The 23,714-nt window shown below is 49.6% G+C and carries 28 protein-coding genes; 1 reads left to right on the top strand and 27 read right to left on the bottom strand.

The genetic code is table 11. The features are described 5' to 3' along the window. Window positions 1–390: 390 nt before the first annotated feature. The 23 genes from KSZ58_RS16555 to KSZ58_RS16445 form a co-directional block, all read right to left on the bottom strand. Window positions 391–840: a winged helix-turn-helix domain-containing protein gene (locus KSZ58_RS16555; RefSeq protein ID WP_009250000.1), complete on the bottom strand. Its 450-nt coding sequence runs from the start codon at window positions 838–840 to the stop codon at window positions 391–393. A 53-nt stretch (window positions 841–893) separates the two neighbouring features. Further along, entirely contained in the window at window positions 894–1,277 is a 384-nt protein-coding gene (locus KSZ58_RS16550; protein ID WP_009249999.1) for a metal-dependent transcriptional regulator, read from the bottom strand. A gap of 11 nt (window positions 1,278–1,288) precedes the next feature. After that, entirely contained in the window at window positions 1,289–3,037 is a 1,749-nt protein-coding gene (locus tag KSZ58_RS16545) for an ABC transporter ATP-binding protein (protein ID WP_009249998.1), read from the bottom strand. Beyond that, complete coding sequence (locus KSZ58_RS16540) at window positions 3,038–4,822, bottom strand: ABC transporter ATP-binding protein (RefSeq protein WP_009249997.1); 1,785 nt, start codon at window positions 4,820–4,822, stop codon at window positions 3,038–3,040. 126 nt (window positions 4,823–4,948) lie between these two features. After that, on the bottom strand, window positions 4,949–6,415 hold the full coding sequence (locus KSZ58_RS16535) for an ABC transporter ATP-binding protein (protein WP_009249996.1): 1,467 nt from the start codon (window positions 6,413–6,415) through the stop codon (window positions 4,949–4,951). Continuing rightward, window positions 6,412–7,164 (bottom strand): energy-coupling factor transporter transmembrane component T, encoded by a 753-nt coding sequence (locus KSZ58_RS16530; RefSeq protein ID WP_009249995.1) that lies wholly within the window; start codon window positions 7,162–7,164, stop codon window positions 6,412–6,414. The genes KSZ58_RS16535 and KSZ58_RS16530 overlap by 4 nt, the downstream gene beginning before the upstream one ends. Further along, entirely contained in the window at window positions 7,164–7,763 is a 600-nt protein-coding gene (locus KSZ58_RS16525; protein WP_009249994.1) for an MptD family putative ECF transporter S component, read from the bottom strand. The genes KSZ58_RS16530 and KSZ58_RS16525 overlap by 1 nt, the downstream gene beginning before the upstream one ends. Window positions 7,764–7,909: 146 nt before the next feature. After that, on the bottom strand, window positions 7,910–8,875 hold the full coding sequence (locus KSZ58_RS16520) for an AraC family transcriptional regulator (RefSeq protein ID WP_009249993.1): 966 nt from the start codon (window positions 8,873–8,875) through the stop codon (window positions 7,910–7,912). A gap of 299 nt (window positions 8,876–9,174) precedes the next feature. Next, window positions 9,175–10,584: a relaxase/mobilization nuclease domain-containing protein gene (locus KSZ58_RS16515; RefSeq protein WP_044983844.1), complete on the bottom strand. Its 1,410-nt coding sequence runs from the start codon at window positions 10,582–10,584 to the stop codon at window positions 9,175–9,177. 84 nt (window positions 10,585–10,668) lie between these two features. Beyond that, a complete protein-coding gene (locus KSZ58_RS16510; RefSeq protein ID WP_009249991.1) occupies window positions 10,669–11,625 on the bottom strand; it encodes a nucleotidyl transferase AbiEii/AbiGii toxin family protein in 957 nt (318 codons plus the stop codon). After that, on the bottom strand, window positions 11,612–12,376 hold the full coding sequence (locus tag KSZ58_RS16505) for a type IV toxin-antitoxin system AbiEi family antitoxin (RefSeq protein ID WP_009249990.1): 765 nt from the start codon (window positions 12,374–12,376) through the stop codon (window positions 11,612–11,614). The genes KSZ58_RS16510 and KSZ58_RS16505 overlap by 14 nt, the downstream gene beginning before the upstream one ends. Before the next feature lie 141 nt (window positions 12,377–12,517). After that, entirely contained in the window at window positions 12,518–13,027 is a 510-nt protein-coding gene (locus tag KSZ58_RS16500; protein ID WP_009249989.1) for a DUF3849 domain-containing protein, read from the bottom strand. A 91-nt stretch (window positions 13,028–13,118) separates the two neighbouring features. Continuing rightward, window positions 13,119–13,409, bottom strand: a complete 291-nt coding sequence (locus tag KSZ58_RS16495; RefSeq protein WP_009249988.1) for a CD1845 family protein — start codon at window positions 13,407–13,409, stop codon at window positions 13,119–13,121. A gap of 91 nt (window positions 13,410–13,500) precedes the next feature. Next, the gene (gene mobC / locus KSZ58_RS16490) at window positions 13,501–13,845 is read right to left on the bottom strand and encodes a plasmid mobilization relaxosome protein MobC (protein ID WP_009249987.1); all 345 of its coding nucleotides are present in this window, start codon (window positions 13,843–13,845) and stop codon (window positions 13,501–13,503) included. Then, window positions 13,842–14,540, bottom strand: a complete 699-nt coding sequence (locus KSZ58_RS16485; RefSeq protein WP_009249986.1) for a hypothetical protein — start codon at window positions 14,538–14,540, stop codon at window positions 13,842–13,844. Before KSZ58_RS16485 ends, mobC begins: the two co-directional genes overlap by 4 nt. Window positions 14,541–14,542: 2 nt before the next feature. Further along, window positions 14,543–15,475, bottom strand: a complete 933-nt coding sequence (locus KSZ58_RS16480; protein WP_009249985.1) for a DUF4316 domain-containing protein — start codon at window positions 15,473–15,475, stop codon at window positions 14,543–14,545. A gap of 12 nt (window positions 15,476–15,487) precedes the next feature. Further along, window positions 15,488–16,120, bottom strand: coding sequence for a hypothetical protein (locus KSZ58_RS16475; RefSeq protein ID WP_009249984.1), 633 nt, complete (start codon window positions 16,118–16,120; stop codon window positions 15,488–15,490). A gap of 11 nt (window positions 16,121–16,131) precedes the next feature. Then, window positions 16,132–16,656: a hypothetical protein gene (locus KSZ58_RS16470; protein ID WP_009249983.1), complete on the bottom strand. Its 525-nt coding sequence runs from the start codon at window positions 16,654–16,656 to the stop codon at window positions 16,132–16,134. Between the two features lie 158 nt (window positions 16,657–16,814). Beyond that, entirely contained in the window at window positions 16,815–17,192 is a 378-nt protein-coding gene (locus KSZ58_RS16465) for a cysteine-rich VLP protein (protein WP_009249982.1), read from the bottom strand. Then, window positions 17,189–19,297 carry a DNA topoisomerase 3 gene (locus tag KSZ58_RS16460; protein WP_009249981.1) on the bottom strand — a complete coding sequence of 703 codons (2,109 nt, stop codon included), beginning with the start codon at window positions 19,295–19,297 and terminating at the stop codon, window positions 17,189–17,191. Before KSZ58_RS16460 ends, KSZ58_RS16465 begins: the two co-directional genes overlap by 4 nt. A 51-nt stretch (window positions 19,298–19,348) precedes the next feature. Then, window positions 19,349–20,374: a DUF5688 family protein gene (locus KSZ58_RS16455; RefSeq protein WP_009249980.1), complete on the bottom strand. Its 1,026-nt coding sequence runs from the start codon at window positions 20,372–20,374 to the stop codon at window positions 19,349–19,351. Then, window positions 20,371–20,505 carry a DUF3789 domain-containing protein gene (locus KSZ58_RS16450; protein ID WP_009249979.1) on the bottom strand — a complete coding sequence of 45 codons (135 nt, stop codon included), beginning with the start codon at window positions 20,503–20,505 and terminating at the stop codon, window positions 20,371–20,373. Before KSZ58_RS16450 ends, KSZ58_RS16455 begins: the two co-directional genes overlap by 4 nt. A 75-nt stretch (window positions 20,506–20,580) precedes the next feature. Further along, a complete protein-coding gene (locus KSZ58_RS16445; RefSeq protein ID WP_227151157.1) occupies window positions 20,581–21,093 on the bottom strand; it encodes an SLOG family protein in 513 nt (170 codons plus the stop codon). A gap of 126 nt (window positions 21,094–21,219) precedes the next feature. Between KSZ58_RS16445 and KSZ58_RS16440 the strand changes: the two genes are divergently transcribed. Next, complete coding sequence (locus KSZ58_RS16440) at window positions 21,220–21,534, top strand: helix-turn-helix domain-containing protein (protein ID WP_009249977.1); 315 nt, start codon at window positions 21,220–21,222, stop codon at window positions 21,532–21,534. 145 nt (window positions 21,535–21,679) lie between these two features. Here KSZ58_RS16440 and KSZ58_RS16435 read toward each other — a convergent pair whose 3' ends face one another. Genes KSZ58_RS16435 through KSZ58_RS16420 form a run of 4 tightly spaced genes read right to left on the bottom strand, consistent with a single transcriptional unit; the run spans window position 21,680 to window position 23,711 of the window. Beyond that, the gene (locus KSZ58_RS16435; RefSeq protein WP_009249976.1) at window positions 21,680–22,093 is read right to left on the bottom strand and encodes a dUTP diphosphatase; all 414 of its coding nucleotides are present in this window, start codon (window positions 22,091–22,093) and stop codon (window positions 21,680–21,682) included. After that, window positions 22,083–22,832, bottom strand: a complete 750-nt coding sequence (locus KSZ58_RS16430; protein ID WP_227151154.1) for an FAD-dependent thymidylate synthase — start codon at window positions 22,830–22,832, stop codon at window positions 22,083–22,085. The genes KSZ58_RS16435 and KSZ58_RS16430 overlap by 11 nt, the downstream gene beginning before the upstream one ends. 10 nt (window positions 22,833–22,842) lie before the next feature. After that, window positions 22,843–23,268 carry a hypothetical protein gene (locus tag KSZ58_RS16425; protein WP_009249974.1) on the bottom strand — a complete coding sequence of 142 codons (426 nt, stop codon included), beginning with the start codon at window positions 23,266–23,268 and terminating at the stop codon, window positions 22,843–22,845. Continuing rightward, window positions 23,229–23,711 (bottom strand): hypothetical protein, encoded by a 483-nt coding sequence (locus KSZ58_RS16420; protein ID WP_009249973.1) that lies wholly within the window; start codon window positions 23,709–23,711, stop codon window positions 23,229–23,231. The genes KSZ58_RS16425 and KSZ58_RS16420 overlap by 40 nt, the downstream gene beginning before the upstream one ends. Between the last annotated feature and the right edge of the window lie 3 nt (window positions 23,712–23,714).

Genomic DNA, 23,714 nt, shown 5'->3' with positions numbered 1-23,714 from the left:
AGGAGTTCCGCCTACAAGAAAAAAATCAGATAGGCTTGTCCGCCTTTCAGATATGAAAAAAGCGCGTACCTGTTTTATTTCAGGAACGCGCTCATAGGAATATTTTGTTGAGTATTGGGGAAAAGGATAAAAATATGTCGATACAAAAAGCGCCGCAGCGTTTTGAGCTGCGGCACTAAAAGATTTTCGGCTATATCGTTGTCGGTTTCTGTAGAAATATTGGACCTTCCAAATGTGCATGTCTGCCCCCATACCTGGGGGAGCACAAACAGATTAGAACGGTATTGCTTTTATACTTCCCCCAATCTGTTACTTTGGGGACATTATATAGGGTATAGTAATCAGCCTCCGTTCACCTTTTTCTCAGAAGTTAATCAAGATGTTGTAATTTCACTTCTTTTGCTGCGTTGTGTCAAATTTATATCCAACACCGCGCACACTGATAATATAATCTGGAATGTCCGGGGATATTTTGAGTTTTTGCCGCAGCCGACTCATTATGTTATGAATCGCAGTTAGTTCGTTCTCAACATATTCCTCACTCCATACATGGTAGGCTATGGTTTCAAAGGTCATTACTCGTCTTCGATTCATAAGCAATAAGTAAAGGGCATTAAACTCTCTGACCGACAAATCTACCTTTTTCCCTTGGACAGCGACCTCTCTTTCTTCCAGACAAAAATACAGATCACCTTCCCGAATTTCTGTTAAAGGTTGAGACGTATCTATCCGTGCGCCAAAAGAATCCGGGTTAGTACATGGGATGGCCGAAAAGCCCTGCTGTTGTTCTGTTTCAAGGACAAACTGTATCATTTCGCGTTTCTGCTCAACATCAAGCAAAACAAAAAGTTTCTCACCAATCTGCCGGCCATTCTCCGATAAATCAAGTACCGCTAGTTTCCCATGTCATCACCTTCCTTCCTTAAAGCGTCTTTCAATTTCTGAAAGGATTCCTCGCTGATTGCGTGTTCTATCCGGCAGGCGTCTTGCTCTGCCGTTTCCTGATCGACACCGGCAGCGACAAGCTGCTCCGTAAAGAATCGGTGCCGTTCATAAATTTTCTCGGCAATCTCCCGGCCTATGTCTGTCAGATGGAGAAAACCATCTTTATCCACGGTCAGAAAGCCACCGTCCCGCAGGACACCTACTGCATGGCTGATACTCGGTTTGCTAAAGCCCATGTGTCGGGCAAGATCAACAGAGCGTACCATGCCGGATTTCTTTTGCAGCATTAGTATGGCCTCTAAGTAGTCCTCGCCTGACGCATGAAGTTTCATCCGTTCCTCCCTTATGTAAGGCTCCATCCAGCAGATTTTTTTCGGATATTGACAAATTCCTGATAAATTCCGGCTTTTGCCATAAGCTCATCATGGGTTCCCTGTTCGCTAATCTGTCCATTAGAGATTACCAAAATCTGATCTGCCTGCCGGATGGTATTCAGCCGATGTGCAATTACAAGTAATGTCTTACCCTTGACCAGCTCATTGATTGCCTCCTGAATGTAACTTTCATTATCAGTATCGACACTGGCTGTTGCTTCGTCTAAAATTACAATCGGGGCATCTTTCAGAATACAGCGGGCAATAGAAATACGCTGTTTCTCGCCGCCGGACAAAGTAGCGCCGCCCTCGCCAACAACAGTCTGAAATCCATCCGGCAGAGCCATGATAAAGTCATAACACCGAGCTTTCTTAGCTGCCTCATAGACTTCCTGTTCAGTGGCGTCAGGTTTGCCCATGCTGATATTGTTATAAATTGTGTCTTGGAATAAGTACACGCGCTGGAATACCATGCTGATTTGTTCCATCAACTCAGCCAGCGGCACATCCCGAATATCCGTCCCGCGAACCGTTACCGTTCCAGATTTCACATCCCACAGCCGCGCCAGAAGGTTCGCAATCGTGGATTTGCCACCGCCAGACGGTCCCACAAGTGCGGTCATGGTATTCTTCTGCATAGAGAAGCTGATGTTGTGCAGGACTTCCTTGTCCTGATAGGCGAAGGCCACATCGCTAAATTGTACTTCTGGCTGATCCGGCTGTGCCTGTGACAGAATATGTTGATTTCCGTTATCGGGAAGTTCGGGCTCGTCCAAAACAGCTTCAATGCGGTCTAATGCGGCATTCATCACGGTCAGTCGGGTTGCTTCTCCATAAAGAGCTTTCAGAGGCCCAAAGAGATCAAAGACAAACAGCAGCACGCCCAAAAGATAAGCCAGGGAGAGTACGCCTTCCTGATGTAAAAAAACGGATAAACCGAAGATAGCGGCAATACCCACGCCATAGAGAATGTTTAAGCCAGTGGTCCACGGTGTCATTTTCTGCTCAAACTTCGTATTGACATCCCTTGATTTTTTGAAGTTTTCCGTTAATTCGTCAGATTTTTCTCCGAGCAGATTGTAACTTTTGATAACCCCAATTCCTTCAGCAAAAGACAAGACCGCATCCGTCAAATTCTCGCTTTGGTTTTGACGCCCGACAGCCTCCTTGAAGGAAACCTTATTCATATATTTTGCAACCAGCGATGCCAGCAAGGTAATGATTACCGCAATCAGCCCAAGTCTCCAATCCAGTACGAACATAAAAACAGCTAAAACCAAAGTAGACAGCATATAGCTCATCATGTTGCCAATGGTACTCATAGAAACTTCCTCAATGAAAACCATATCCGTACTGAGAACAGAGCTGATTTTGCCAATATTCCCCGATGTAAAGTAACCCATCGGCATTTTTCTTAAATGATTTCCCAACTCCATCCGTTTATCAGCAAAGATCATAAATCCAGCGGCACTTTGCAGACGGTCGCTCAAATAGTGAACCACTGTCTGAACCACTACAACAGCTAATAATCCAAGTCCGACAAACAGACAGGTCTTTCCAGTCAGCGTATTATCAGCAAACCCGGCAAAGACAATAAACGCCATGAAGATCGGCATTTTGGAGAGAATGGACTCGACAAATGCACATAGAAATGCAGCCTGAATACGGCTTTTATACCTCCCGGAGAGGTTCAGGATTCTTGAAATCAATGCAAACATTTATCTTCCCTCCTTTGCAGTAGATACTTTCCACTCGGCGCTGTCCTGAGCCGCTTTCCACAACTTTTGGTATTCTGGGCAAGCTTGAATCAGCTCCTGATGTTTTCCGGTTGCCACCATCTTTCCGTGATCCATAACGCATATTTGATCTGCGTTCATTATAGCGGGAAGTTTGTGAGCGATAACTACCAAGGTTTTTCCCTTCACCAGCTCCGCAATAGCAGCCTCCATTTTTTCCTCATTTTCTGGATCAGCATAGGCCGTGGCCTCGTCAAGCACTACAATCGGGGCATCCTTCAATATTGCTCGCGCCAGGGAAATTCGCTGGCGCTGCCCCCCGGAAAGCATTTTCCCCGCATCGCCCGCCATGGAGTGAATACCTTGCGGCAGCTTTTCCAGAAACTCCATACACTGGGCTTTCTTCGCCGCCTCCATTACTTCCTCATCGGTAGCATCCAAACGTCCAAGACGGATATTTTCCAGCAGGGAGGTGTTAAACAGGTACTGATCCTGAGCCACATAGGAAATGCGGCTGTTCAATGCCTCCAGGCTCATATCACAAAGTTTCTGCCCGCCAATGGAAATGCTCCCTTTCTGCGGGTCATAGTAGTGGATCAACAGTTTTGCAAGGGTGCTCTTGCCAGAACCGGATTCACCAACCAGGGCAGTTTTTTGTCCTGCTTTTGCCACAAGGGTAATATCGTGGAGGACTTCGTTTTCCGCTATTATCGGTTTCCCATCTGGGCCAGGCTGTGTCGTTTGATACGCAAAGGAAACATGATCGTAAGAAATGTTAAAATCCTGTCCGTGGAAATCATCCTCAGCAGCTTGCAGCGGTGCCGCATTTAACATCTGTTCAAGTGCCGTGATCTTATAATTCAGATTCGGAATCGTCTCCATAAAGCCCAGTGCTTTCAGGAGAGGAATCCCAATGCTGAGGGAAAGGCAGAGGACTAAAATCAAATCAGGTAAAGTGCTTATGCCACAGAGAACAAACCATGCCCCAAGAGGCAAAGTCAGAATAACAGTGCAGGGCAGCAGACTTCCGTATATCGCCATCCAGGGCCAGGCGGCCTTATACCATGCCAAGGTATAATCCCGATAGTCCGTTACATCCTTGCGGAAGTTCTCGTAAGATTCACTCTCCCGGTTGAAAACCTTGACAACCTCCATACCATTGATGTACTCAATGATCGTGTTGTTCATTTTCTGTGCAGACTGATAGTAGGGACCCATGCGCTTCATTCCAACAGAGTACATAATGACCATGGAGAGCAGGCTGATCGGGATAGAGGCCAAAGACATAAGAGCCAGTTTCCAGTCCGCACAAAACATAGCAACATAAATCACCAGCGGGATCAGCAAATTTGCGATACCCTCCGGGACTGAATGAGCAAGGAGCAATTCCAAGCTGTCCACATCATCGACAAACAGCTTTTTGATTGTCCCTGTCCCTTTTTCCTCCACAATGCCAAGGGGAAGTTTCTCAAACTTCTCTTGCAGAGATACCCGCAGCCGGAACAATGTGTTATATGCTGCTTTATGAGAAATTGATAATCCCCATCCATATAAAACCGCCTGCAAAACAAGACAGATCAAAACCCCTATAACACGCAATAAAACAAATTCTGTCTCAACAGAATCGCCCATAACCAATGGCGAAATGACCTGATAGGCCAGCACAAAAGGCAGGACGCCCATAAGAACGCTGACCAGTACGACAACCGTGGCCACATACATATTTTTCTTATATGGCCCTGCGTACTCAAAGATTTTTTTGAACATAAGCCCTCCTTATATTGAGCCGTACTGTCTGTGCTTCAAAAACAAGAGGCCGCCAAAGTAAAGCGGCCTCTTATCATTATCTTTCTGTCCAGTCAAAGCGGCCCTGACATTCATAATTTCTAAAATTCACTGGCGGATTCGGAAAAAATCCAAAACCTTTTTACTGCCGGATTCGTCCAATGGATAGCTTTCTTTTATTTGCCCTTTTTCCATATGGACTACATACGAACATCCCGCCATCACCAACTCCGGATCATGCGTAATAACAAGAAGCGTTTTGCCCTGATCCGCGAGTGACTTCAAACTCCGCGCAACTTCCCACATATGTTTGAGATCAAGCCCGCTGGTTGGTTCGTCAAACACAATGATCTCCCGGTTACTCACAATGGCAGATGCGATCGCTACCCGCTGTTTTTGCCCGCCGGAAAGAGAAAGCGGGTGCCTGTCTTTATATTCCAGCAGATCAAACTGTTTAAGGATTTCATCTGCAACAGTTTCATCCTCGTTGTCCATGCTCAGAAGCACTTCATCCATCACGCTTTCGGTAAATAGCTGATGGCTGGTATCCTGCATTACCATGTAGCAATGTTTGAGCCGGGCTTTCCAATCAAGGGTTTTCCCGTCAACCTGCAAAAGGCCACACTTCTTTTCCAGTCCGCAAATACAGCGGGCCAAAGTAGATTTTCCAGCGCCATTCAGGCCGATAATGGCAATCGTTTCTCCAACAGGCAGTTCAGCACTCGGAATATGGAGGCTTTCCGGTTCCCGCTTTTTATACGCAAAGCAGAAATTTTGAAATTCCATCAGTTTAGCTGTATGCGCCTGATACTGATTCGCGGGTTTCAACTTCGAGAGAGAAAACGGCCGCAGCCCCATTTCTTTTCGAGTGCTATCCGATAAACTGTCAAATTCAGCAGGCGTGTATTCCCGTTCAATCTCCCCATCTTTTACATACAGCACACGATCTGCAAGATCGTGAAGGTAGTAAAGGCGGTGTTCTGCAATCAGAATTGTTTTGCCCTGCTTTTTCCAGAGGCTCAAGACCTGCCGCAGGTCATCAATAGCAGCCATATCCAGATTAGAAGATGGTTCGTCAAGGACCATAATTCCCGGTAGCAATACACTTGATGAAGCACAGGCTATTTTTTGCTTTTCGCCCCCGGACAGAGCAAACACGCTTCGCCCCATCAAATCTTCAATATGATAATCGGAAACTGTACGGTCAATCCTTTTCAGGATATCTTCCTGGGGATAGCCTAAATTTTCACAGGCAAAGGCTAATTCACTATCCGTATCCACGTTGAAAAACTGACTTTTGGGATTCTGGAATACAGATCCCACCATAGCAGCCAAGTCATAAAGCGGCGTATCTGATACGCTTTTTCCGTCCAGAAGGACATCACCCTCTAAATTGCCCTCGTAATAATGAGGCACCAGCCCGTTTACCAAACGGGTAATCGTTGTTTTCCCACAGCCGGATTCTCCCGTGAGTAAAACAAATTCCCCTGTGTTTATGGTGAGATTGACATTTCTAATCCCTCCGCCGCTGGATTCTTCACCATAAGAAAAAGAAACATTTTGAAAATCTATCATGGCAAAATCCCTCCTGCGGAAATTATCGGGGAAGCAATCGCCCAAAATACTACAAAGCAGCAGAACAAAATCAGCACCACATCAGCGAAATTGAATTTAAGCTGACAAATATTTGTCCGTTTAACGGGAGCGCCAAGGCCACGGGTAATCGCAGAAGCGGAAAGTTCCTCCCCAATTTTCACGGAACAGGTAATCATTGGAATCAACTTATACTCCAGTATTTTTGAAGATTTTTTCCCACCGAGTTTAATCCCCCGCATTTTCATGGCATCACTGATTGCTTCCGACTCTTGAAAGACAGTTGGAAAAAAGCGGAACATGACAGTTAAGGGGATTGTCACTTCTTTAGGCATGTGGATTCTTTCCATGCCCGAAATCAATTCACTAACCGTTGTTGTTTTGACTGCATACGCAGCGATTGCAACGCTGGGAAGGATACGGCAGAAAAATCCTGTTGTAAACAGCACGAGAAAATTCAATATTCCTGTAAGGTGTGGTAAAACATAAACTTGAACAGCGTAAAAAACAGAGAACACAGCAATATAGCTTACGGCTTTTACAAATTGTTTTGAAGTAAGCAACAACAGTGCCGGAACCGCACAAAGAACAAGGCGGATCAGCCCCATAGCCTCTCCGCCTGTTCCTCCCATGACAAAAATACTTATGATGAAGATGAGCAACAGCTTTGTACGCGGATCAAGCCGCAACCCTTGTTCTGTTTTTTTGCTGAGCAGAATTTCCCGCGCCATTACGCAATACCTGCACGCTGGAAGTGCTTTTTACAAATTGCTTTGCCAAGCAGACCGCCGACAAGTCCGAACACAAAGCAGGCAACCAGCAGAACAGGAGCAATCCACATCGGCATATAGCTATTAAGCGTAGCAGCATATTCCGCACCATAGCCTTCAGTCAGCATAACCATATAGCTTTCGCGGTTCAGGAAAATGGGAGCAAAGTTGCCAAACACCCAAATGCTGAACACGCCGCAGGATAGAACGCTGCTCTTTGCGCTTTTATATCCGCCGTTTTTCAAAATTACATCAGCAATCAGACCGCCAACCAGCCCTGTTACCATCGTAAGATAGCCGTTACCAAAGAACACCATGACCAGGCCGATCAGGAAACCCATGATTGCGGTCATCCCGAATTTTTTAGCCTTTGTAACATACAGCATATAGGGGATGCCACCAATCAAAGGGCACAGCACCGCCATCAGCGGAATAAAAATGGGGATGAAGCCAAGCATCGCCACCAGCATGACAATAACAACATAGATAACCGTGTAAATGCCAATCGTGATTAAGTCCTTTCCCTCAAGTCGGGAAGCACTTTTTTTCTTTGCATCCATAAACAATATCCTCCTATCCTTGTACGGAAAAATAAAATGTGGCGTAGTTAGCATAATCTAACCACACCACATATTGTAACTGTTACCGACAATGAATCCAACCCAAACCCGATTTCATTCTACCCAAAAACGGTATTTTTTTAGGTTTAGCCAATCGTATTTTCATCTTTATAGTTCTTAGGTATTACTCCATATTTCTTTTTGAACGCAGCCGCAAAATTGCTTGGTTTTGAATATCCAACCAGCGTTGCGATCTGGCTTACATTCAAGTCGCTTTCCAAAAGCAGCCCTGCCGCTTTTTCCAGTCTTTGATCTATGATGTATGCGTGAACCGATGTCCCAAATAAAGAATTAAATCCCTTTGTCAGCTTGGAAACACTGATATTGACCTTTTTCGCCAGTTTCTCACAACTCGGTGCAAAAGCAAGCTGGCTGTCGATAATCCGCTTTGCCTCGGTAATTGAGTCCCTGTCACTTTTAGAAATGCTGATATAACTCGATGAAAGAATACTGAGTTCCAATACTTCACTCAAATACACGGACAGCAATTCAAAGACCTTGCTTTCCAGAAATAAATACCCTAAACCGCCCCGGTATTGCGTAAAATCTTTTAACTCCGCAAAAATATGTTCCATATACGGGGTGATACTCACTTTTGAAATGCCAGTCAATAATTTTTTCTCATAAGCATCTATCTCACTATCTTCAAAGTAGTCACTCAAAATTTTATGAAAATAGGGCATGGGAATTTTTATATTTTTGAAAAGAAAGTTTGTCTTTCCGGAATAACACAGATATTCCATCTTACCATGTCCTCGATAAATACAGGATTCGCCTTTCTGTATGCTGACACATTGACGTGCATCTGCAATATTCCACGATACGCCATCATTAAAGCAAAATAAAAGTTGAATATAATCTTCGCAGCTTACACCCTGCACATTCATATCTGAAAAATAATTCATTTTCCAGTCTGATACAACAGCTCCTTGCTTTGTAACAACCTGTGAAATCTGACCTGTTCCCATATCAGCCGGAATATCTATTGTCACTGTCTGCGGAGAGTTGGAGAGCAGATCATGGTACAGCTTTGTCATGTATTGATTTGTCATTGTGCGCCCTCCTTTTGGTTAGTTTTAGCTAATCACAGTCTACACCACTTGCCTTGAAAAGTCAATTTATCTCTGTGGAATATGCAAAGATTAGAGAACAAAACTGGTTATCAGTAATTCACGATACTACCGGCAAGCAATGCAATCTTCCGTAAGATTGCGTATTTTAGAGGATTTCCCGTTGCCGTGAAACCCTCTAAAATGCTTGTTGGTGACATATCCCCAAACCCCTGAGATCGTCACCTGCGGTGACGGCTGCGCGTTCCTTCGGAACGCTGAAAACTGGGAGCAACATAAAACTATTGTCGGGATTTTTGCTTGTCTTTCTGCTGCTCCTGAGACGCAGGAATGTCCAGCAGATAGTCCACATTGGCCTTGATATTGTGAAGCTCCTTCATATCAGACCGGGCCTGCTTATAGGCGGCATAGGCTTTCCGTTTCTGTTCCAGCAGACCGGCGTATTCCTCTCGGAGCGATTTGACGGAGGGCAGTTTTGTGATTCCTATGCTGTCAAAATATTTCTTCGCCGCCTGGTGTAATAGAATATCCGCCTCATGCTCCGCCCGGAACTTTTTACTATAACCAGCCTTGCGGTATTCCACATAGACCGCCCGCGTCTTGGCATAGTTCACGATCTGTTTCTGCAATTCTCCATTGGCGGTCATCTGCGATTCCAGTTCCTTGATCTTTGCCGACAGTGCATTAAAGCTGATGGTAGCCGCAGCAGCTTTTTCCAGCAAATCTTCATAGCTCATATCTCCATGCTCTTTCAGGTAGATCACCGCCTGGGAGAGCTGTTTTAAGTTAAATACCTTCGCCCAGCGTTCATAGCCCGGTCCCTTGCCGGCCCGGACCGCTGCCTCAATATCCACCAGCAGCCCAGCCTTTGGAACGGGCTTTTGCGAAAAAGTACGGCGGGGTTTTGCCGTGCGGGTGCCCTCGATCCGTTCCTGTATCGCCTGCTCGGTATAGTCGCCTTTCAGCGTATTGCACCGGGTATAGTTTTTCTGCCCCGGCCCCCGGAGCCGGAGGTTCTTGCGTTCCCGGTTGACTTCGATTCCGGCAGCCTCCAGCTTCTTCAGGAAGTCCTCAAAGTCTTTCGGCCTTTCTTCCAGGGCCGCGTCGATTGCCCGGCGTAGCTGCTCCTGGAAGGAGGGCTGTTTCGTATTTCCCAGCCATGTGCCATAGTGGTCCCTGCTGGGTTTTGGATTTTCCACGATAGACAGACCGTGCTCCAGACACAGCTTGTCATTCATGCGCCGGATCGCCCAGGTAGAGCCCCAGAAGTTGCGGAATTTCCGGGTGCAGTCAAGGGCGGTGGAATTGATGATGATGTGATTATGAACATGGTGCTTATCCACATGGGTACACACCACAAAGGCATGATTGCCCTTTGTCAGTTTCAGTGCGAGCTCCCGCCCGATCTGGTTCGCTTCTTCCGGCGTGACTTCGCCGGGCTTGAAGGCTTGCCGGAGGTGGTAGGCGATCACATCATCCGCGCCCCGGTCCCGCCCGGTCAGGTTCAAATACTGCCGCTTGGAAAGAAGGAACTCCGCATCCGCGATTCGGGTATCACACTCATAGCCATAAATGAATTTTCCAAAATCCGTTTTCCGCGGATTCTCCACATAGTCAATGATGTCCGCAATGGCCGTAGACACATCCCGCCCTTTTCCCACATGCAGCGGCATTAGTCTTGTGGTTGCTATCAGGATCACCCCCTTGCCAAAATGAAAGAGCTGCCCGGAAGGACAGCCCTTGGTATGTATTCGTTATAGTGCCGGTGTATCTTTTTACTTTGGCATCCGCCCGCCGCATTTCCATAGTGCCATCGGGTGATGTTCAACACGCGAGAGAATATCAGCATCGTCAAACAAAAGGCCCGGCTGATAGTTTCCCTCTGCAAAAGCCTGCCAGAAGGACAGCTCCGTATCTTCCGGTTTTAGAATCGCGGCTAAATAATCCTTTACCTGTTTCTGCGCACAGGCCAGGTCAAAGCGTTCTCCACGGCGCAGCACCGGTGTAAGGTCCGTCCTGATTTTCCGTGCGGATATGCTGCCGATACCATTGAGGTCAAAGTATTCCGGCACGGTTTCCGAAGCAATCGCCGCGTAGAACATGATACACTTTCTGAAAAGCGGTTCCTGCGTCTCGTCAAACAATCCATACTTTTGCATATTGAACATATCATATAAATCCCGCGGGGCCGCCCGGTTTAAGAGGGCGACCGTCTTTGCGGAGAAGATTTCCAGAGGATCAACGTTTAATACTGTAAGCTCCTGATCGTTCCATGGCAAATAAACCGGTCTGCGGGAAACAGGCAGCACATGGCAGCGGAGCATATAGTTGATCTCAATTTTCAGGTTGTCTTTCATTCCTCCGGCATTCACATACTCGTACACGAAGGAATCCAGCGCGTGGTATTGCTTTGATTTCAAACTCAGCGTATAGCCGGAAGCCGCCATGTATTTTTGTATGTGTTCATTGATCTGCTCCCGCTCCGCTAGCATAGCTTCCCTTGATACATCCTTTGAGAAATCCAGGTCTATATCAACCGACAGGCGGGGCAGATCAAAAATCGTCAGATTGATCGCCGTGCCGCCTTTCAGGGCAAGGCTGTCCGCAAGCAACCCATCGCTTTCCATAAAAGAAAGAACATCCGCGAGGCGGCAGACTTTCTCAAAGGTGTCACGGACAAAGCCGAGTTCTTTGGCCTGCCTGCCAAGCGTAATACGGTCAAAGCGCATCATAATCAGTTACCCCCTTATTTATGATCGTTTTCAAATCTTTTGGAGCAAACAGTTTCCATCTGTTATGAAGGACAAAATCGCCCTGCTTTTCAAAGAGATAGGTTTTACTGGCAGAAGACCGTTTTTCACATTCCACAAAAAACGGTTCCGGTAAAGACAGTTCCTCTTTCCATGCTTCAAGAATAAATCCGGCCTTTTGATATAGCTGCGCCCGGCCATACAGTTCCAGCGCGTCAAGCAGTTTGCTGTAATCAAGCGAAGGAATCAGGAGAAGGCAGCGCAACAATTCTTCCAGGCCTCCGATTTTTTCAAAATCCGCTATACTGTCTATCACGGTCCGCTCTAAAGAAGTCACGCGGATGCCGGTGTCTGTTTTTATGATGTCCGTATTTCCCCGGCAGGCCATCGGACAGTAATTTACGCCGTCATAAGAGAACGGGCGGACGCGCTTTTGGGTGGTGAAGTACACATCATAAAAAACCTGGTTCGCATATCCGTAGTATTCAAAGGCGCTGTGGTGGGACACACAGGCATCGTCTGTCACGCGGGAAGCTATCTGGTAGCGGTTCGGGATCGCCTGTCCGGTTTCCATGCTGATGACCGCATATAGATTGCGGCGCACACGCTCGATATATCCTTTTTGCAGATAACTCTTTATCTGCCATACAGCGGAACTTTCTGATCCGGCGAGCTGCACCATATCATCATGTGTAAAACAGCGCAAAGCGGCAAGCTCTTTGTATCGTTCCATTGCACAGCCTCCTTTTTTGTTTTCATTATAACGCAAAGCAAGAGAAAATACAATGGTTTTGAACGGATTTAGAAATAATCGTTTTTTGAACTGCACGAAGCAATAGGGAAAGTATCTGTTTTGTGCGAATTTGAAAATGTATTAACGTTCCGGCTCTTTCCGTTTTGTTGGTGCATGTACGGCTGCCGTCCGCTCTGTACTCTGTTTTATGCCTTCGCGGATCGAGACTTTCTTCCCATGTTCCTTTGTATAATCGAGCCGGGCCTGCGTAAGAAAGAGATCGACAAGTCCGGGGTGGCTACGATCCACCACAAAGTAAACATTCCGATCTTGGCCGAAGCCGTCCGGGTTCTCGTAGACCGGAATGGTTTTCGCCCAGGCTTTGTTATCGCGGGAAATACGCCCATCCCAATCCTTTTGCCGGACCGTGCCCGCAAGCACATAAAACATCCGGTCATAACCGAATTGTTCCAAAACCTGATGTACTGCCTCCGTTCCGAGGCGGTTATCCCGGTAGTGATCGGCAATGGCCTGTTCGATTGCCTCCTTACAGGCGATATTTGCCTTATAGGAAGCACGGTATTGTTCCAGTTCTCCATGCTCACGCACATAGGAAGCCGGATAGATATATAGCTGTGTTGTGTCTTTCATGTGATCCCTCCAAATAGAAAAAGCTGCCTTGTGAGACAGCCCCGAATAGTGAAAAAGAGGGCGGGACACCGAAAATGCCCCGCCCATAAGTTTATCCAAATACAAAATCTTTGAGTGCGTGGTTTGCGCCGCCGATCATCCCGACCAGCCAGGCCGCCGCCATTGGCAGACCGTAGGGGCTTATCAGAAACGCGATCACCAGCCATGCAAGCCCGGCCCACACTCCGGCAGTAAAGAACAGCACCAGCGACGCCAGAAATACAATGCCTGATAAAATCCCCAGCACCGCGCCGGATGCGATCACCAGGAACTTGCACACCAGATAAAGAAGCCCCGTAACCAGGACAAAGGGAAACGCCAACAGTTTGAATATCAGACGCATAGGTCAAGCCTCCTTCCACGGGAAAATATCATGTCCCTCTGCCAAAATTCTACCGTGCCGGTTCCCGGAAAGCAACGGCTATTTTCTCCGTTTACGAAATGTTTGCAAATCCCCGGAGCAGCTTATCCATACCATTCCACAGGTCATCCAGCCGGGTACGCAGATCTTCCACATCCGCAGCATAAACGCTGCCGGTTTCATTGGCACGCCGGGTGTACTGGTTTAAGTTGTTGGAGCAGATACGAAGGAGGCGTATCATTTCCTGAATGTCGCCCATATCCAGGTGAATGATGTAACCGTCCACCGCCATTTTGCGGAGATAAGCGGAAAGGTTGGTGATCCCCAGCTCTGCCATGCGCTCTTTTATCAAAGCAGCCTCCGCCTCGGTCAGAACAAACTCCACACGGACAGACCGCTTATCCCGTCCGCCCTTCATCGGTCCAGCCCGCCTTTATGGGGTGCGCCTCTACCGGGAGCAGCGACGGCGGCCTGGGCCTCTTTGAGCCTGCCGCGCATGGACGCCTTTTTTAATTTTTCCATGTATTCCTGAACATTGCCCGGCTTTGCATGGTAATCCCGTTTCAGCCGTTCCCGGCGCAGGATCACCGCCAGCTCCCGCTCGCTTTCCGGCGCGTACTGCATGGATTTTGGCGTGCCGTGCTCCGGCATAAGCTCATTGATCTGCCGTCTCCGGGACTGATAGGGCAAGGTAAACTGTACGCCGTCCTCGAATGTCACCGTTACCCGGTCAATGGGACAGGACAGTGATTTCACCCGCTCCACATGGGAAGGGTAATCCAGAGGGTAGATGGTGCCGGTCACTTTTCCATCCTGCAAACCATCCAATGTAAGGGCATAAGCTAAAATCGGGTCATTCGTCTGCTCATGGTAGAACATCCACACTTTATTTTCATTGCTTTCCTGTAGATACACCTCCCGCTCGCTCAAACAATAGGTGCCGCAGGGCCGTGACATCCAGAGAAGGCGCCGCTCCTCCGGTTCTCCTGATAAGGCCACCTTTTGGATCAGTTCTTTATCCACGTCAAAATCTTCTTTATAATGCTGTGTATGCAGTTCTACGACCTGCCCCAGAAAGTCCAGTATGTCTACGCCTTCAAATTTGGTCCCCATACTCAAAGCCCCCTTTCCGGGACAGGCGGTGTGATCTGCCTTGCCTCATGCTCCGGGCGCTCGGATTTCAGGCGGTCCAGGACAGAGGGCTTTTCTTCCGGCAAGGTCTCCGGGGCAAGCTCCCGGATTTCCTCGTGGGTCTGGCCGTCCGTCAGGTCCGGCTTCACCGGGGGCTCGTTGTTCAGCCTGCCGTCCAGCATATTATAATTGCCGGTCTGTCCTTCCTCGTAAAGCTCCGCGTTCCGCAGATAGCTTTCAGGCGGCTGGAAGGGCTGCCCGGCGAACAGGATTTCCCGCTGTGCTTCAAACTGCCGGAGAACGCCGTTTTGTAGCCGGGCAAACTCCGCATACTGATCCGATGTAAGCCCACGCTCCAGCATTTCCGCCTGAGAATGGGCCCAGCCCTCACCGTAGAGGAAATAATACATATCCGCCCGGTCTGTGACAAAGCATAGGGAGCCGTCGCCGTTATCGTAATAGGAGGTAAGCCCGTCCTGATAGTGATAGTGTTCCTCGCGGCCCAGATAGACCCGGTTGTCTGCCGCAAGCATGGCGACCATGCCGGCATAATTGCTGTGTACCGCGGAACGGATTTCCACCAAAGGGTCCGGATCTTTGGAAAGCTGCCTGCCGGGAATCTCATTCAGTTTTTCCATCGCCGCGTTTCGGGGCGTCTGTTCCTCATGGGCGCGGGCAGCTCTGTCCGGCTGTGTTCCGTCCTTTCGGACAGCACCCGGTTCCGGTTCCTTTTCCTTTACAAAATAGTGGACGTTGGCAGTCGTGCGGCTGTTACACTCCTTCGCGTAAGCCTCGGCTGTCTCCTGGGAGGCAAATTCAAGGGGCCTGCCGGCCTCCTTGCACCAGCTTTCCGCCCGCCCAAAGATTGAAGCGGCGCTGCGCACCGCCCATACACCGTAAGTCTTTTCTTTTTCCATCGGCACCTCCTGTTATCGTTCCTGCTGCTTTTCCGGTTTTAGCCGGGCAGACGGTTCCGCTGTTTTCGTTTCTTTAAGCTGCTGCCGGAGGGAGGGCCTTTGTTCCGGCTCCGTATCTGTGATATTCACATACTCGCCGATGATACAAAGCGCCTCGCCATAGCTGCCGGAAGCAAATACCCGGTCCTTCATTTCCTTTGCCTGGTCTGTAAGCCCATGCTCCCGCAAAGTGCGCTCAGCGATCCCCACCAGGTTAAAAATATTGCCGTCCTGCCCGATCAGCGCGCAGTCCGGCTTTTCCGGCTCCGGCGCCGGTTCCCCGATAAACCCGCCCAGACGGTTGGGGACAAAATCAGAGAGCCATGTGCCACCGAAAGTCTCATGGGTCTGCAAACGCCACATGGCAAGTTTCCCAATCTCCAGGTCCACACCCTCAAAGGGATAGAGCAGACAGGGAGAATCATTATACTCAAAAGCAAAAATATCCTGGAACTTCGCGCCGTTTTTCAGAATACCGGCCTCGGTGAACATTTCATTGATCCCGTCAAGCCATTCCTGCAGCTCGCCGCCGCAGCCCTGCAAAATCAGGCCGCCTTTTCCCTCCATACGGCGAAGGTCCTCTGTTTCAATATGGTTGATACTCAAAAAATCGCCTCCTATCGTTGTTGTTGGTTTTCTTTCCTGTGCCGGACAGCTTTGCCCTCCGGCGTTTTCCTTAGCTGCTGCCGGAGGGAGGGCTTTTGTTCCTCTTTCTGTAAATCCGTAAGGATCGCAGATAAGGGCTGTTCCCACCGGCTCCCGAAGCCCCGTACCACCGTTCCGGCCAGAGCACCGTTTTCCCTGAACATTTCCAGCGTGTCAAAAGCCCGGTCAAAAAGAGAAATGTTTCCGGAATCTACACATGGGGCAAAGTGGATCACCCCTTTGGGATAGTTCCTGCCGGTCCCGATCCAGCCCCGCACAAAATCGTCAAAATCTTTTGTGATTCCCGCATCTGCCAGCTCCACGGCATGGCTGGCATTTACAAGACTTGTTTCCTGATACTGGCGGCCCAGGACCAGCACGCCGGTCTTTGGATTGAACAGGAAGCGCCGGTTGCCGATCTGCTGCATGTCAATGGCCTGCGTCCTGGTATCGATCCGCATGATCTCCGGCACAATCGGTATTTTTTCTATAAGCATCCCTCCAAACTGTCATAAAAATAGAGCACTAAAATGCGCCCTTTGTCCGCAACTTAGCCCCATTTCAGAGGCCGGGAGTATTCTAATATAGGCGCCCCGTAAACAGGGCCTTAAAACCCTTGAAAACACTGGCCTGATTGGGCTAAGTTGCGGACACATCACCCTCTGTTTTGCCGCCTGCGCCGTTTCCGTTCCCGCTCGGATTTCCGTCTGGCAAAGCTACGGCAAAAATCCGAACAATACGCCTGGCTTGTGACCGGAAGGTAAGCCTTTCCGCAGACCGGGCATATCTTCTGCCTGAGAGAAGTATCTTCACCGGTCAGGGCAGATTCCAGCTTTGGCTCCGTAGGCAGCACCGCCGCCCGGAAATAACGGCAGAACGCGCCGGTCCACCATTTATTCAGCATGTAGCAGGGACAGTCCAGGGGGAGGCAGAGCTTATCCTGGCAGTCATAGTTGGCGCACAAACTCGTCACCAGCCTTCGGATTGCCGCCCGCTCGGATCGTGTCAGTTCTCTTTCCGGTGGGGCGCTCATTTGCGCCCACCTTTCCTCGCCGGAAATTCCAGCTTGAAATTCACATACTTGCCGCCCGTATCATCCAGCACCACAACCGCGTCATAGGTCCGGCCCGTTTTTTCACTGTAAAGCCCGGACATAGAAACGCGGCCCTCTTTCAGAAGGGCCGCCGCAACGGTTTTTGTCAGGGTTTTCTTCTTACCTGTAAAGAATTTGTTATCTTTCCAGAGGGCAAAGGAGCAGTCTCGCTTTTCACAGAAAAATCCCTTTTTGCCCTCATACACAGTGCCGCCGCAGCGGGGACAGGTGCCGACAGCCTCGCGCCGGGTTCCTTTTGCGTAAGGGAACAGGCCGGCAAACCGTTCCTCCGGTGCGGTATGTTCTTTGACAAGCCCCCTGTTCATATCGGCGATCCCTTCCATGAAAGCCTCCGCACTGATCTCGCCGCGCTCCACCTGTTTTAGTCTGGATTCCCATTCCGCGGTAAGCAGCGGGGATTTAATATTATCCGGCAGGACCGTAATCAGGTTGGTTCCCTTTTCCGTGGGAATGAGCTGTTTTTTCTTTCTCTGCACAAAGCCGGTTGTTACCAGCTTTTCCAGTGTAGCCGCACGGGTAGCCGGGGTGCCTAAACCCTTGCGCTCTGCATCCTCCGGTGCGTCTGCCGCGCCTGCCGTTTCCATAGCTGCCAACAGGGAATCCTCCGTATAGTGCTTTGGCGGGGAGGTCTTGCCTTCCCGGACGCCTGCTGCCACCGGTTCAAAGGTCTGGCCCTGGGTAAGCTCCGGCAAGGCCGCGTCTGCGGGGTCCTCCTTTTCCAGTTCCGCCTGTTTCAGCCCCATGCGGTAGAGCCGTTCAATTTCCTTCCAACCTGCCTGCAAGACGGTCTTTCCTTTCGCTGTGAAGGAATGGCCTGCACAATCCAGTACCACCGTGACCGCCTCAAAGCGGTGCGTCTGGCCGGTGGCGCAAAGGAGCCTCATGGCGATCAGCGCCAAAACATCCCGTTCCCCGGAAGGGAGAGCAGACAGGTCCGTCCGGGCGATCTCCACGGTGGGAATAATGGCATGGTGGTCGGTGACTTTACTGCCATCCGTTACCCGGTCAATATCCGGTTCTTCCAGGCATCCTTTCCCGAAAGGCATGTTGTCCCGCAGCCACAGGATCAGGGAGGCGGCGGTTGCCTGCATATCCTCGGTCAAATACTGGCTGTCGGTACGGGGATAGGTCGCCAGCTTTTTCTCATAGAGGGATTGCAGGTAGTCAAGGGTCTGCTGGGCGGTGTAGCCGTAGATACGGTTACATTCCCGCTGCAAGGTCGTCAGATCATAGAGGCGGGGAGGCTGTACGGTCTTTACCTGCTTTTCCACTGAAAGGACAGAAGCCGTCTGCCCGTCACATTCCCTGCGGATTGTCTCTGCTGCCTGTTTTTCCGCCAGCTTATCACCGGAAGCAGTAAGACCGCCGCAAGTGATCTCTGGGACATAGAAGGGCCTGCTGGTAAATGCCTGAATCTCTGCCTCACGCTGCACCAAAAGCGCCAGCGTTGGGGACATGACGCGCCCGACATTCAGGGTGACGCCGTACAAGACAGAAAACAGCCTGGTCGCATTGATCCCAACCAGCCAGTCCGCACCGGCCCGGCAAACCGCGGCCTCATAGAGACGGTCATAATCCTTACCGGGGCGCAGGTGTTCAAAACCGTCCCGGATCGCCGCGTCCTCCATACTGGAAATCCAGAGGCGTTCCATCGGTTTCCTGCACCCGGCATACTCATAGACCAGACGGAAGATCAGCTCACCCTCGCGTCCGGCGTCAGTGGCGCACACCACGGAATCCACCCGTTTGTCCTTCATCAGCCGGCACAGGAGGTCAAGCTGTTTCTTCTTGTCCTTCGGCACCTCATATTTCCATTCGTCCGGCAGGATCGGCAGATCGCCATAGCGCCATCTGGCATACTGTTCCCCGTAGGCTTCAGGCTGTGCCAGCTCCAGAAGGTGGCCGACGCACCAGCTCACCAGGTAGCCGCCGCCTTCCAGATAGCCGTCCTTTTTCTCATCTGCGCCCAATACCGCCGCCAAAGCCATAGCGACAGAGGGCTTTTCTGCAATCACTAATTTCACTTGTCATCCTCCATTTCTTTGAATATAGAAAAGGCAGCCGCATAGCTGCCCTTATAAACTCGGTTCCTGTTTTGCCGCTGTTTTTTCCTTTGGTGCTTTTTCTGCCTGTTCTTTTACCTGCGCCTTATTTTCTGCCAGCCGTTCCAGGAGCCCCTTTTCCTGTTTCCGGCCAAGAGTTTTTGCCGCCCGGTCATAATACTGTACCTTATCGGAAAGAAGGTCAGCCGGAGCCACCTGGGTCGCATTAACTTCCTTAACCATGCTTTCCAGTTCCTTTGCCTGCATATCGCCATTATCCGGTACGATCAGCACCTCATGTATAGACGAGGGGAGAACATAGAAATTCTTTCCAAGCAGCTCACCGATTTTATCCAGAACCCCGTCCCGCGCAAGAATCCCGGAACCGTTTACTTTGCTGGCATTTGTCAGAACATACATTGGCATAGTAGCTGCATCCAACGGTTCTGTGCACTCAAACAGATTTTCAGGTTTTGACGAGAACATGATTTCGTCCATCATATCTTCCATACTGTAAAAACAGACCGGGCTTCTTTCTGTTTCTGCCGCAACTGCATCCTGATGAAGCTGCTCTTTAGTAACACCCCACAATTCCATCATACGATCTGTAACAACAGCAGAGGCAACACCCTCTTTGCTCTCCATGACCTGAATCCGGTAGACCGCAGCCAACTCTCCGCACGGGGTAAACGGTTTATCTTTCAAATACTCCCGGTTTTGTTCAGGATCGCATAGACGGATAGCAAGCATGGGCTTTACTTGTCTGTAATCCATTAAGTCCGATACTTCAAAGGGAACCCTGGTATCTTGTTCCGTCCTGATCTGTACGATTTCCCGTATGATTTCATCCATTGGCCGCCCCTGCGCAAGCTGCTTGGCATAGGGTTCCAAATAGATTGTCGGGACAGTAATTTCTCCGTCGTTTCGGATCATAAGGCCGGTAAGCCTCCGGTCATTTCCTTTTGTCACTTCTTCCAGAGTGATATGAGCCTCCTGATACTCCGGCGGTAAATACTCCCGGATATGGTTTTTGATATATTCCGCAATTTCAGTATTCATCTATTATTCCTCCGTTCCATATTTTCGTAACCTTCATCCGCCATTTTTCCTGCCTGCATCAGACAGAGCAGCACAACGCCGGCTACCGTACCGGCTGTAAATGCGATAAGGTGTGTTATGATACTCCACATAAAAATGCCTCCTTTCGGGCAAAAGAAAACGCCCACTGTCCAAGTGAGCGCTGTGCCAAGTTGTCTTATTCTGTTTTACTTTTTCGGGAAATAGATTTCTCCCACGGGTATTTCCCGCAGTTCTTTTTTCATTTGATGTGCGAAGCGGATCGTCCTTACGGTTCCGCCTTTTTCCCGCCCGTCATACACCGCGATTACCCGGTCAGAGTGTTCCACCATATAGCGGTTGCGGTGGGAATAGACGCTGGGCTGGTATTCCTCCTGTATCACAACCACATCACGGCAAGCCTCCAGCATTTCATAGGTCCGCCTCTTTGCCCTGAGACTGTCCAGCCGTTTCTGATATGGGATTACGGCAATCAATTCCAATGAAGGATCATCTTTCTGCTTTTCCATAACTATTTCCACAAAATACTGATCCACGCCCTCCGCGACCCCACTCATGAAGCAGGTAAAGCCGTCCGCAACCGATTTTTCAATTTCACGCAGCAGGGCAGCCTTTACATAGTTGATCTGATTCTGCGGTAAATCCCTGTGTCCCGTGACACAGCATGTTTTCTTTTTCATCTGGCACCTCCGATAATAGATTAAAACTACCGCCTTGCTATAGTGTAGTAGGTTTATTTTAGCAAGTCAACGCAAATACCCTTTTTCATCTACCGAATATTTACCTCCTGTAAGGTACAATCTATTATGCAGAAGGAGGTGACTATGATGTATGAAGATTTTGTCCCGGAACGGCTGGCAAAGCTAAGGGCGCTAAAGGGAGTATCTGCCCGTGACATGTCTTTGTCGCTGGGTCAGGCGAACAATTACATCAATAACATTGAGAATAAGAAGTCACTTCCCGCCATGCAGTCCTTTTTCTACATCTGCGAATATCTCGGCGTAACACCCCAGGAATTCTTTGATGAAGGAAATGCCTGCCCGCAGACACTACAGGAATTTATGACTGAGGCCAAAAAACTGGACTCAAAATCAATGGAATATATTCTCGGCATTATGAAAGAACTCAATAGCAAACGGTAGAGCGGCCAGCAGTTGGCCGCTTTTCTTAATATTGTATCCGGTAATGTCCTGATAATGTCCCATCCCTATACCGGCGATAATCCCTGTTTTGTCCTAAAATGAGCCGCCTTTTGTCTGGCGGCTCATTTTCCTGCTGCACTCTTTATCATTTCCCTGTACTGCCAAAGGCGCCGGTGCCCCGCTGCTCCCCAAGCTCTGTCACAAAATCCGCGATCACCACCGGCGTAATGACGAGCTGGCCGATCCTTGAACCTTTGGGAATGTGCCGCGTCTGGCTGCTCACATTGCTAAGAATTGCATGGATTTCCCCACGGTAGCCGGAATCTACAGGCGGCAGCTCGCAGACCAGCCCTTTGACAGCCATGCTGCTGCGGGGGAACACATATCCGGCAAACCCATCCGGCACCTCGATCCCAAATCCCAGGGGAATTTTCGTAATCTCGCCGGGCTGTAGGGTGCAGTCATAGGGCATATACACATCCGCGCCGGCATCGTTCCCATGTGGCCGGTAGGGTCTCTGATCCTCCGGCACGCCAAAATCGATCAGCTTAATCTTCATGGGCGCCGCCTTCCATAAGCAGCGGGTAATCCGCCGCCAAAATCCCGCCGGGCGTCATGCTGCCCGCGATCTTTCTTTTGCAGCTCATTTTCCCCTCCAGACATTGATCTCTCTGGCAGAAAGGGCCGGTAAGATCGGGAGCAAAGAGTACCTGGCTCAATGAAAAAAGCTCCTGCCAGATTTTCAGGAGCACGATCCGGGTCTCGTCCGTATTGCGCCGGCATACCCGCTGGCCGATGATATGTTTCCACTGGTAAGGTGTTGCGCTGATAATCAGCACATTCCTAAGGCCCTGGGGCGTGACATAGCCCGCCGCGTCGTGCCCGATCCCTGCCGCGCACAGTTCTTCGTAACAATCCATATCGGATTTACAGCTTTCCAGATACATTTCCTGAATTGCCTTCGGCGCAGTCAAAATCTCATAGGGTACAGCAAAATCCGCCTGTCCCGCATAGTTGCTGTACTGTAAGGACGCACTCATAAACTTTACCTCGTTCTGGTGCCTGGTGATCTGCGCAAGGAAACGCCTGCTTGCGCCTACAATGGCAACGGTGATAACCGCGAATTTCTGGATCGTGGGGTGCGGGAGCTTGCTGATCGCCGTTACGGTATCATTGCTGAACGACTTTTCATAAAGCGCCGTCAGATCCTCCATTGTATTGATCTTATGCCCGCGCTGGGTAAGCCTGGCCGCAAACACCATGTTTTTCTCGGCCTCCGCCACCGCCTGGCAGTTCAAAACCTTTACTTCAATTCTGTTGATTGGTCTGTCCCTCCTTTACAATCGCTTTCAGTAAAAACAGATAGTTAAGACTGTCTGTGATCTTCTCGTCCCATGTGCCGGCGTCAAAGCTCATGCCGTCGGCAAAGCACATGTCATACAGGGAAACGATATGCTTTGCCAGCATCCCGGCAAGGGCACGCTCCGGTGTCGTGTGCTGTAAAGCAGCGGCAGCCTTGAAAGCCCCCAGCCGGTCCGTATCGCCCCCTGTGTATTCCTTTGTTTTCTTTTGCAGGATTTCCCTGCATAGAGCCACCTGACCGTCAAAAACGGCATTGACCTCTTTCTGCGTGATAAGGCATCCCTCCTTTGAAAATGGTTTTGTCCCGAATCCTGTATAGAATCCGTGACAGTTTACGCGCTTGGCAGATAAATCCAGTCGTGCATCAGGCACACGCTCGGCTCGTCCTCCCTGGGGACCAGCCGGTAGGTACATTCCCCGTACACGGTCCGCTTGTCCTCGATCTCCATTTCATAAGCCTTGTAAAAGCGGTATTCGATATTGGAGATAATACATTTAAGCGTCTGCAATGCCTCCCGCTGGGAAGTCACGATCAGGTCACGGTCCACGCTGCGCTGTAGGAACAGTAGCGACTTGTAAAGCTGTACCTCCGTGCGGTAGGGCCGGCAGTCCATCGTCTCCAACCAGTGGCAGAAAGCTACCGGGCCGCTCAGGGCCAGTTCCCGCTCGGGGTGGTAATACTCGTAGCAGTCCAGGTTGGCCGTGTTCAGCAGGTACAGCATTTCCCTGATCTCATTTTCCGGCATGTCGTAAAACCTAAGAAGGGAGCGGTACAAATGCACATAGCCGGGTATTGAAACAATGGTATTCACCATAGA

Source organism: Erysipelatoclostridium sp. DFI.2.3, assembly GCF_019132535.1.
Taxonomy (GTDB): domain Bacteria; phylum Bacillota_I; class Bacilli_A; order Erysipelotrichales; family Erysipelotrichaceae; genus Clostridium_AQ; species Clostridium_AQ innocuum.
Note: the sequence above shows the minus strand (reverse complement) of the source record. Positions and strands in the feature narration are given on the sequence as shown.

Bases quoted from the DNA above. Each gene is read 5' to 3' on its own strand.
- KSZ58_RS16550 (WP_009249999.1), bottom strand. From the start codon at position 1,277: ATGAAACTTCATGCGTCAGGCGAGGACTACTTAGAGGCCATACTAATG.
- KSZ58_RS16540 (WP_009249997.1), bottom strand. From the start codon at position 4,822: ATGTTCAAAAAAATCTTTGAGTACGCAGGGCCATATAAGAAAAATATG.
- KSZ58_RS16420 (WP_009249973.1), bottom strand. From the start codon at position 23,711: ATGGTGAATACCATTGTTTCAATACCCGGCTATGTGCATTTGTACCGC.
- KSZ58_RS16440 (WP_009249977.1), top strand. From the start codon at position 21,220: ATGTATGAAGATTTTGTCCCGGAACGGCTGGCAAAGCTAAGGGCGCTA.
- KSZ58_RS16485 (WP_009249986.1), bottom strand. From the start codon at position 14,540: ATGGGGACCAAATTTGAAGGCGTAGACATACTGGACTTTCTGGGGCAG.
- KSZ58_RS16455 (WP_009249980.1), bottom strand. From the start codon at position 20,374: ATGAATACTGAAATTGCGGAATATATCAAAAACCATATCCGGGAGTAT.
- mobC (WP_009249987.1), bottom strand. From the start codon at position 13,845: ATGAAGGGCGGACGGGATAAGCGGTCTGTCCGTGTGGAGTTTGTTCTG.
- KSZ58_RS16465 (WP_009249982.1), bottom strand. From the start codon at position 17,192: ATGAGCGCCCCACCGGAAAGAGAACTGACACGATCCGAGCGGGCGGCA.
- KSZ58_RS16505 (WP_009249990.1), bottom strand. From the start codon at position 12,376: ATGGAACGATACAAAGAGCTTGCCGCTTTGCGCTGTTTTACACATGAT.
- KSZ58_RS16535 (WP_009249996.1), bottom strand. From the start codon at position 6,415: ATGATAGATTTTCAAAATGTTTCTTTTTCTTATGGTGAAGAATCCAGC.
- KSZ58_RS16545 (WP_009249998.1), bottom strand. From the start codon at position 3,037: ATGTTTGCATTGATTTCAAGAATCCTGAACCTCTCCGGGAGGTATAAA.
- KSZ58_RS16525 (WP_009249994.1), bottom strand. From the start codon at position 7,763: ATGGATGCAAAGAAAAAAAGTGCTTCCCGACTTGAGGGAAAGGACTTA.
- KSZ58_RS16530 (WP_009249995.1), bottom strand. From the start codon at position 7,164: ATGGCGCGGGAAATTCTGCTCAGCAAAAAAACAGAACAAGGGTTGCGG.
- KSZ58_RS16435 (WP_009249976.1), bottom strand. From the start codon at position 22,093: ATGAAGATTAAGCTGATCGATTTTGGCGTGCCGGAGGATCAGAGACCC.
- KSZ58_RS16470 (WP_009249983.1), bottom strand. From the start codon at position 16,656: ATGCTTATAGAAAAAATACCGATTGTGCCGGAGATCATGCGGATCGAT.
- KSZ58_RS16480 (WP_009249985.1), bottom strand. From the start codon at position 15,475: ATGGAAAAAGAAAAGACTTACGGTGTATGGGCGGTGCGCAGCGCCGCT.
- KSZ58_RS16450 (WP_009249979.1), bottom strand. From the start codon at position 20,505: ATGTGGAGTATCATAACACACCTTATCGCATTTACAGCCGGTACGGTA.
- KSZ58_RS16500 (WP_009249989.1), bottom strand. From the start codon at position 13,027: ATGAAAGACACAACACAGCTATATATCTATCCGGCTTCCTATGTGCGT.
- KSZ58_RS16495 (WP_009249988.1), bottom strand. From the start codon at position 13,409: ATGCGTCTGATATTCAAACTGTTGGCGTTTCCCTTTGTCCTGGTTACG.
- KSZ58_RS16510 (WP_009249991.1), bottom strand. From the start codon at position 11,625: ATGATGCGCTTTGACCGTATTACGCTTGGCAGGCAGGCCAAAGAACTC.
- KSZ58_RS16520 (WP_009249993.1), bottom strand. From the start codon at position 8,875: ATGACAAATCAATACATGACAAAGCTGTACCATGATCTGCTCTCCAAC.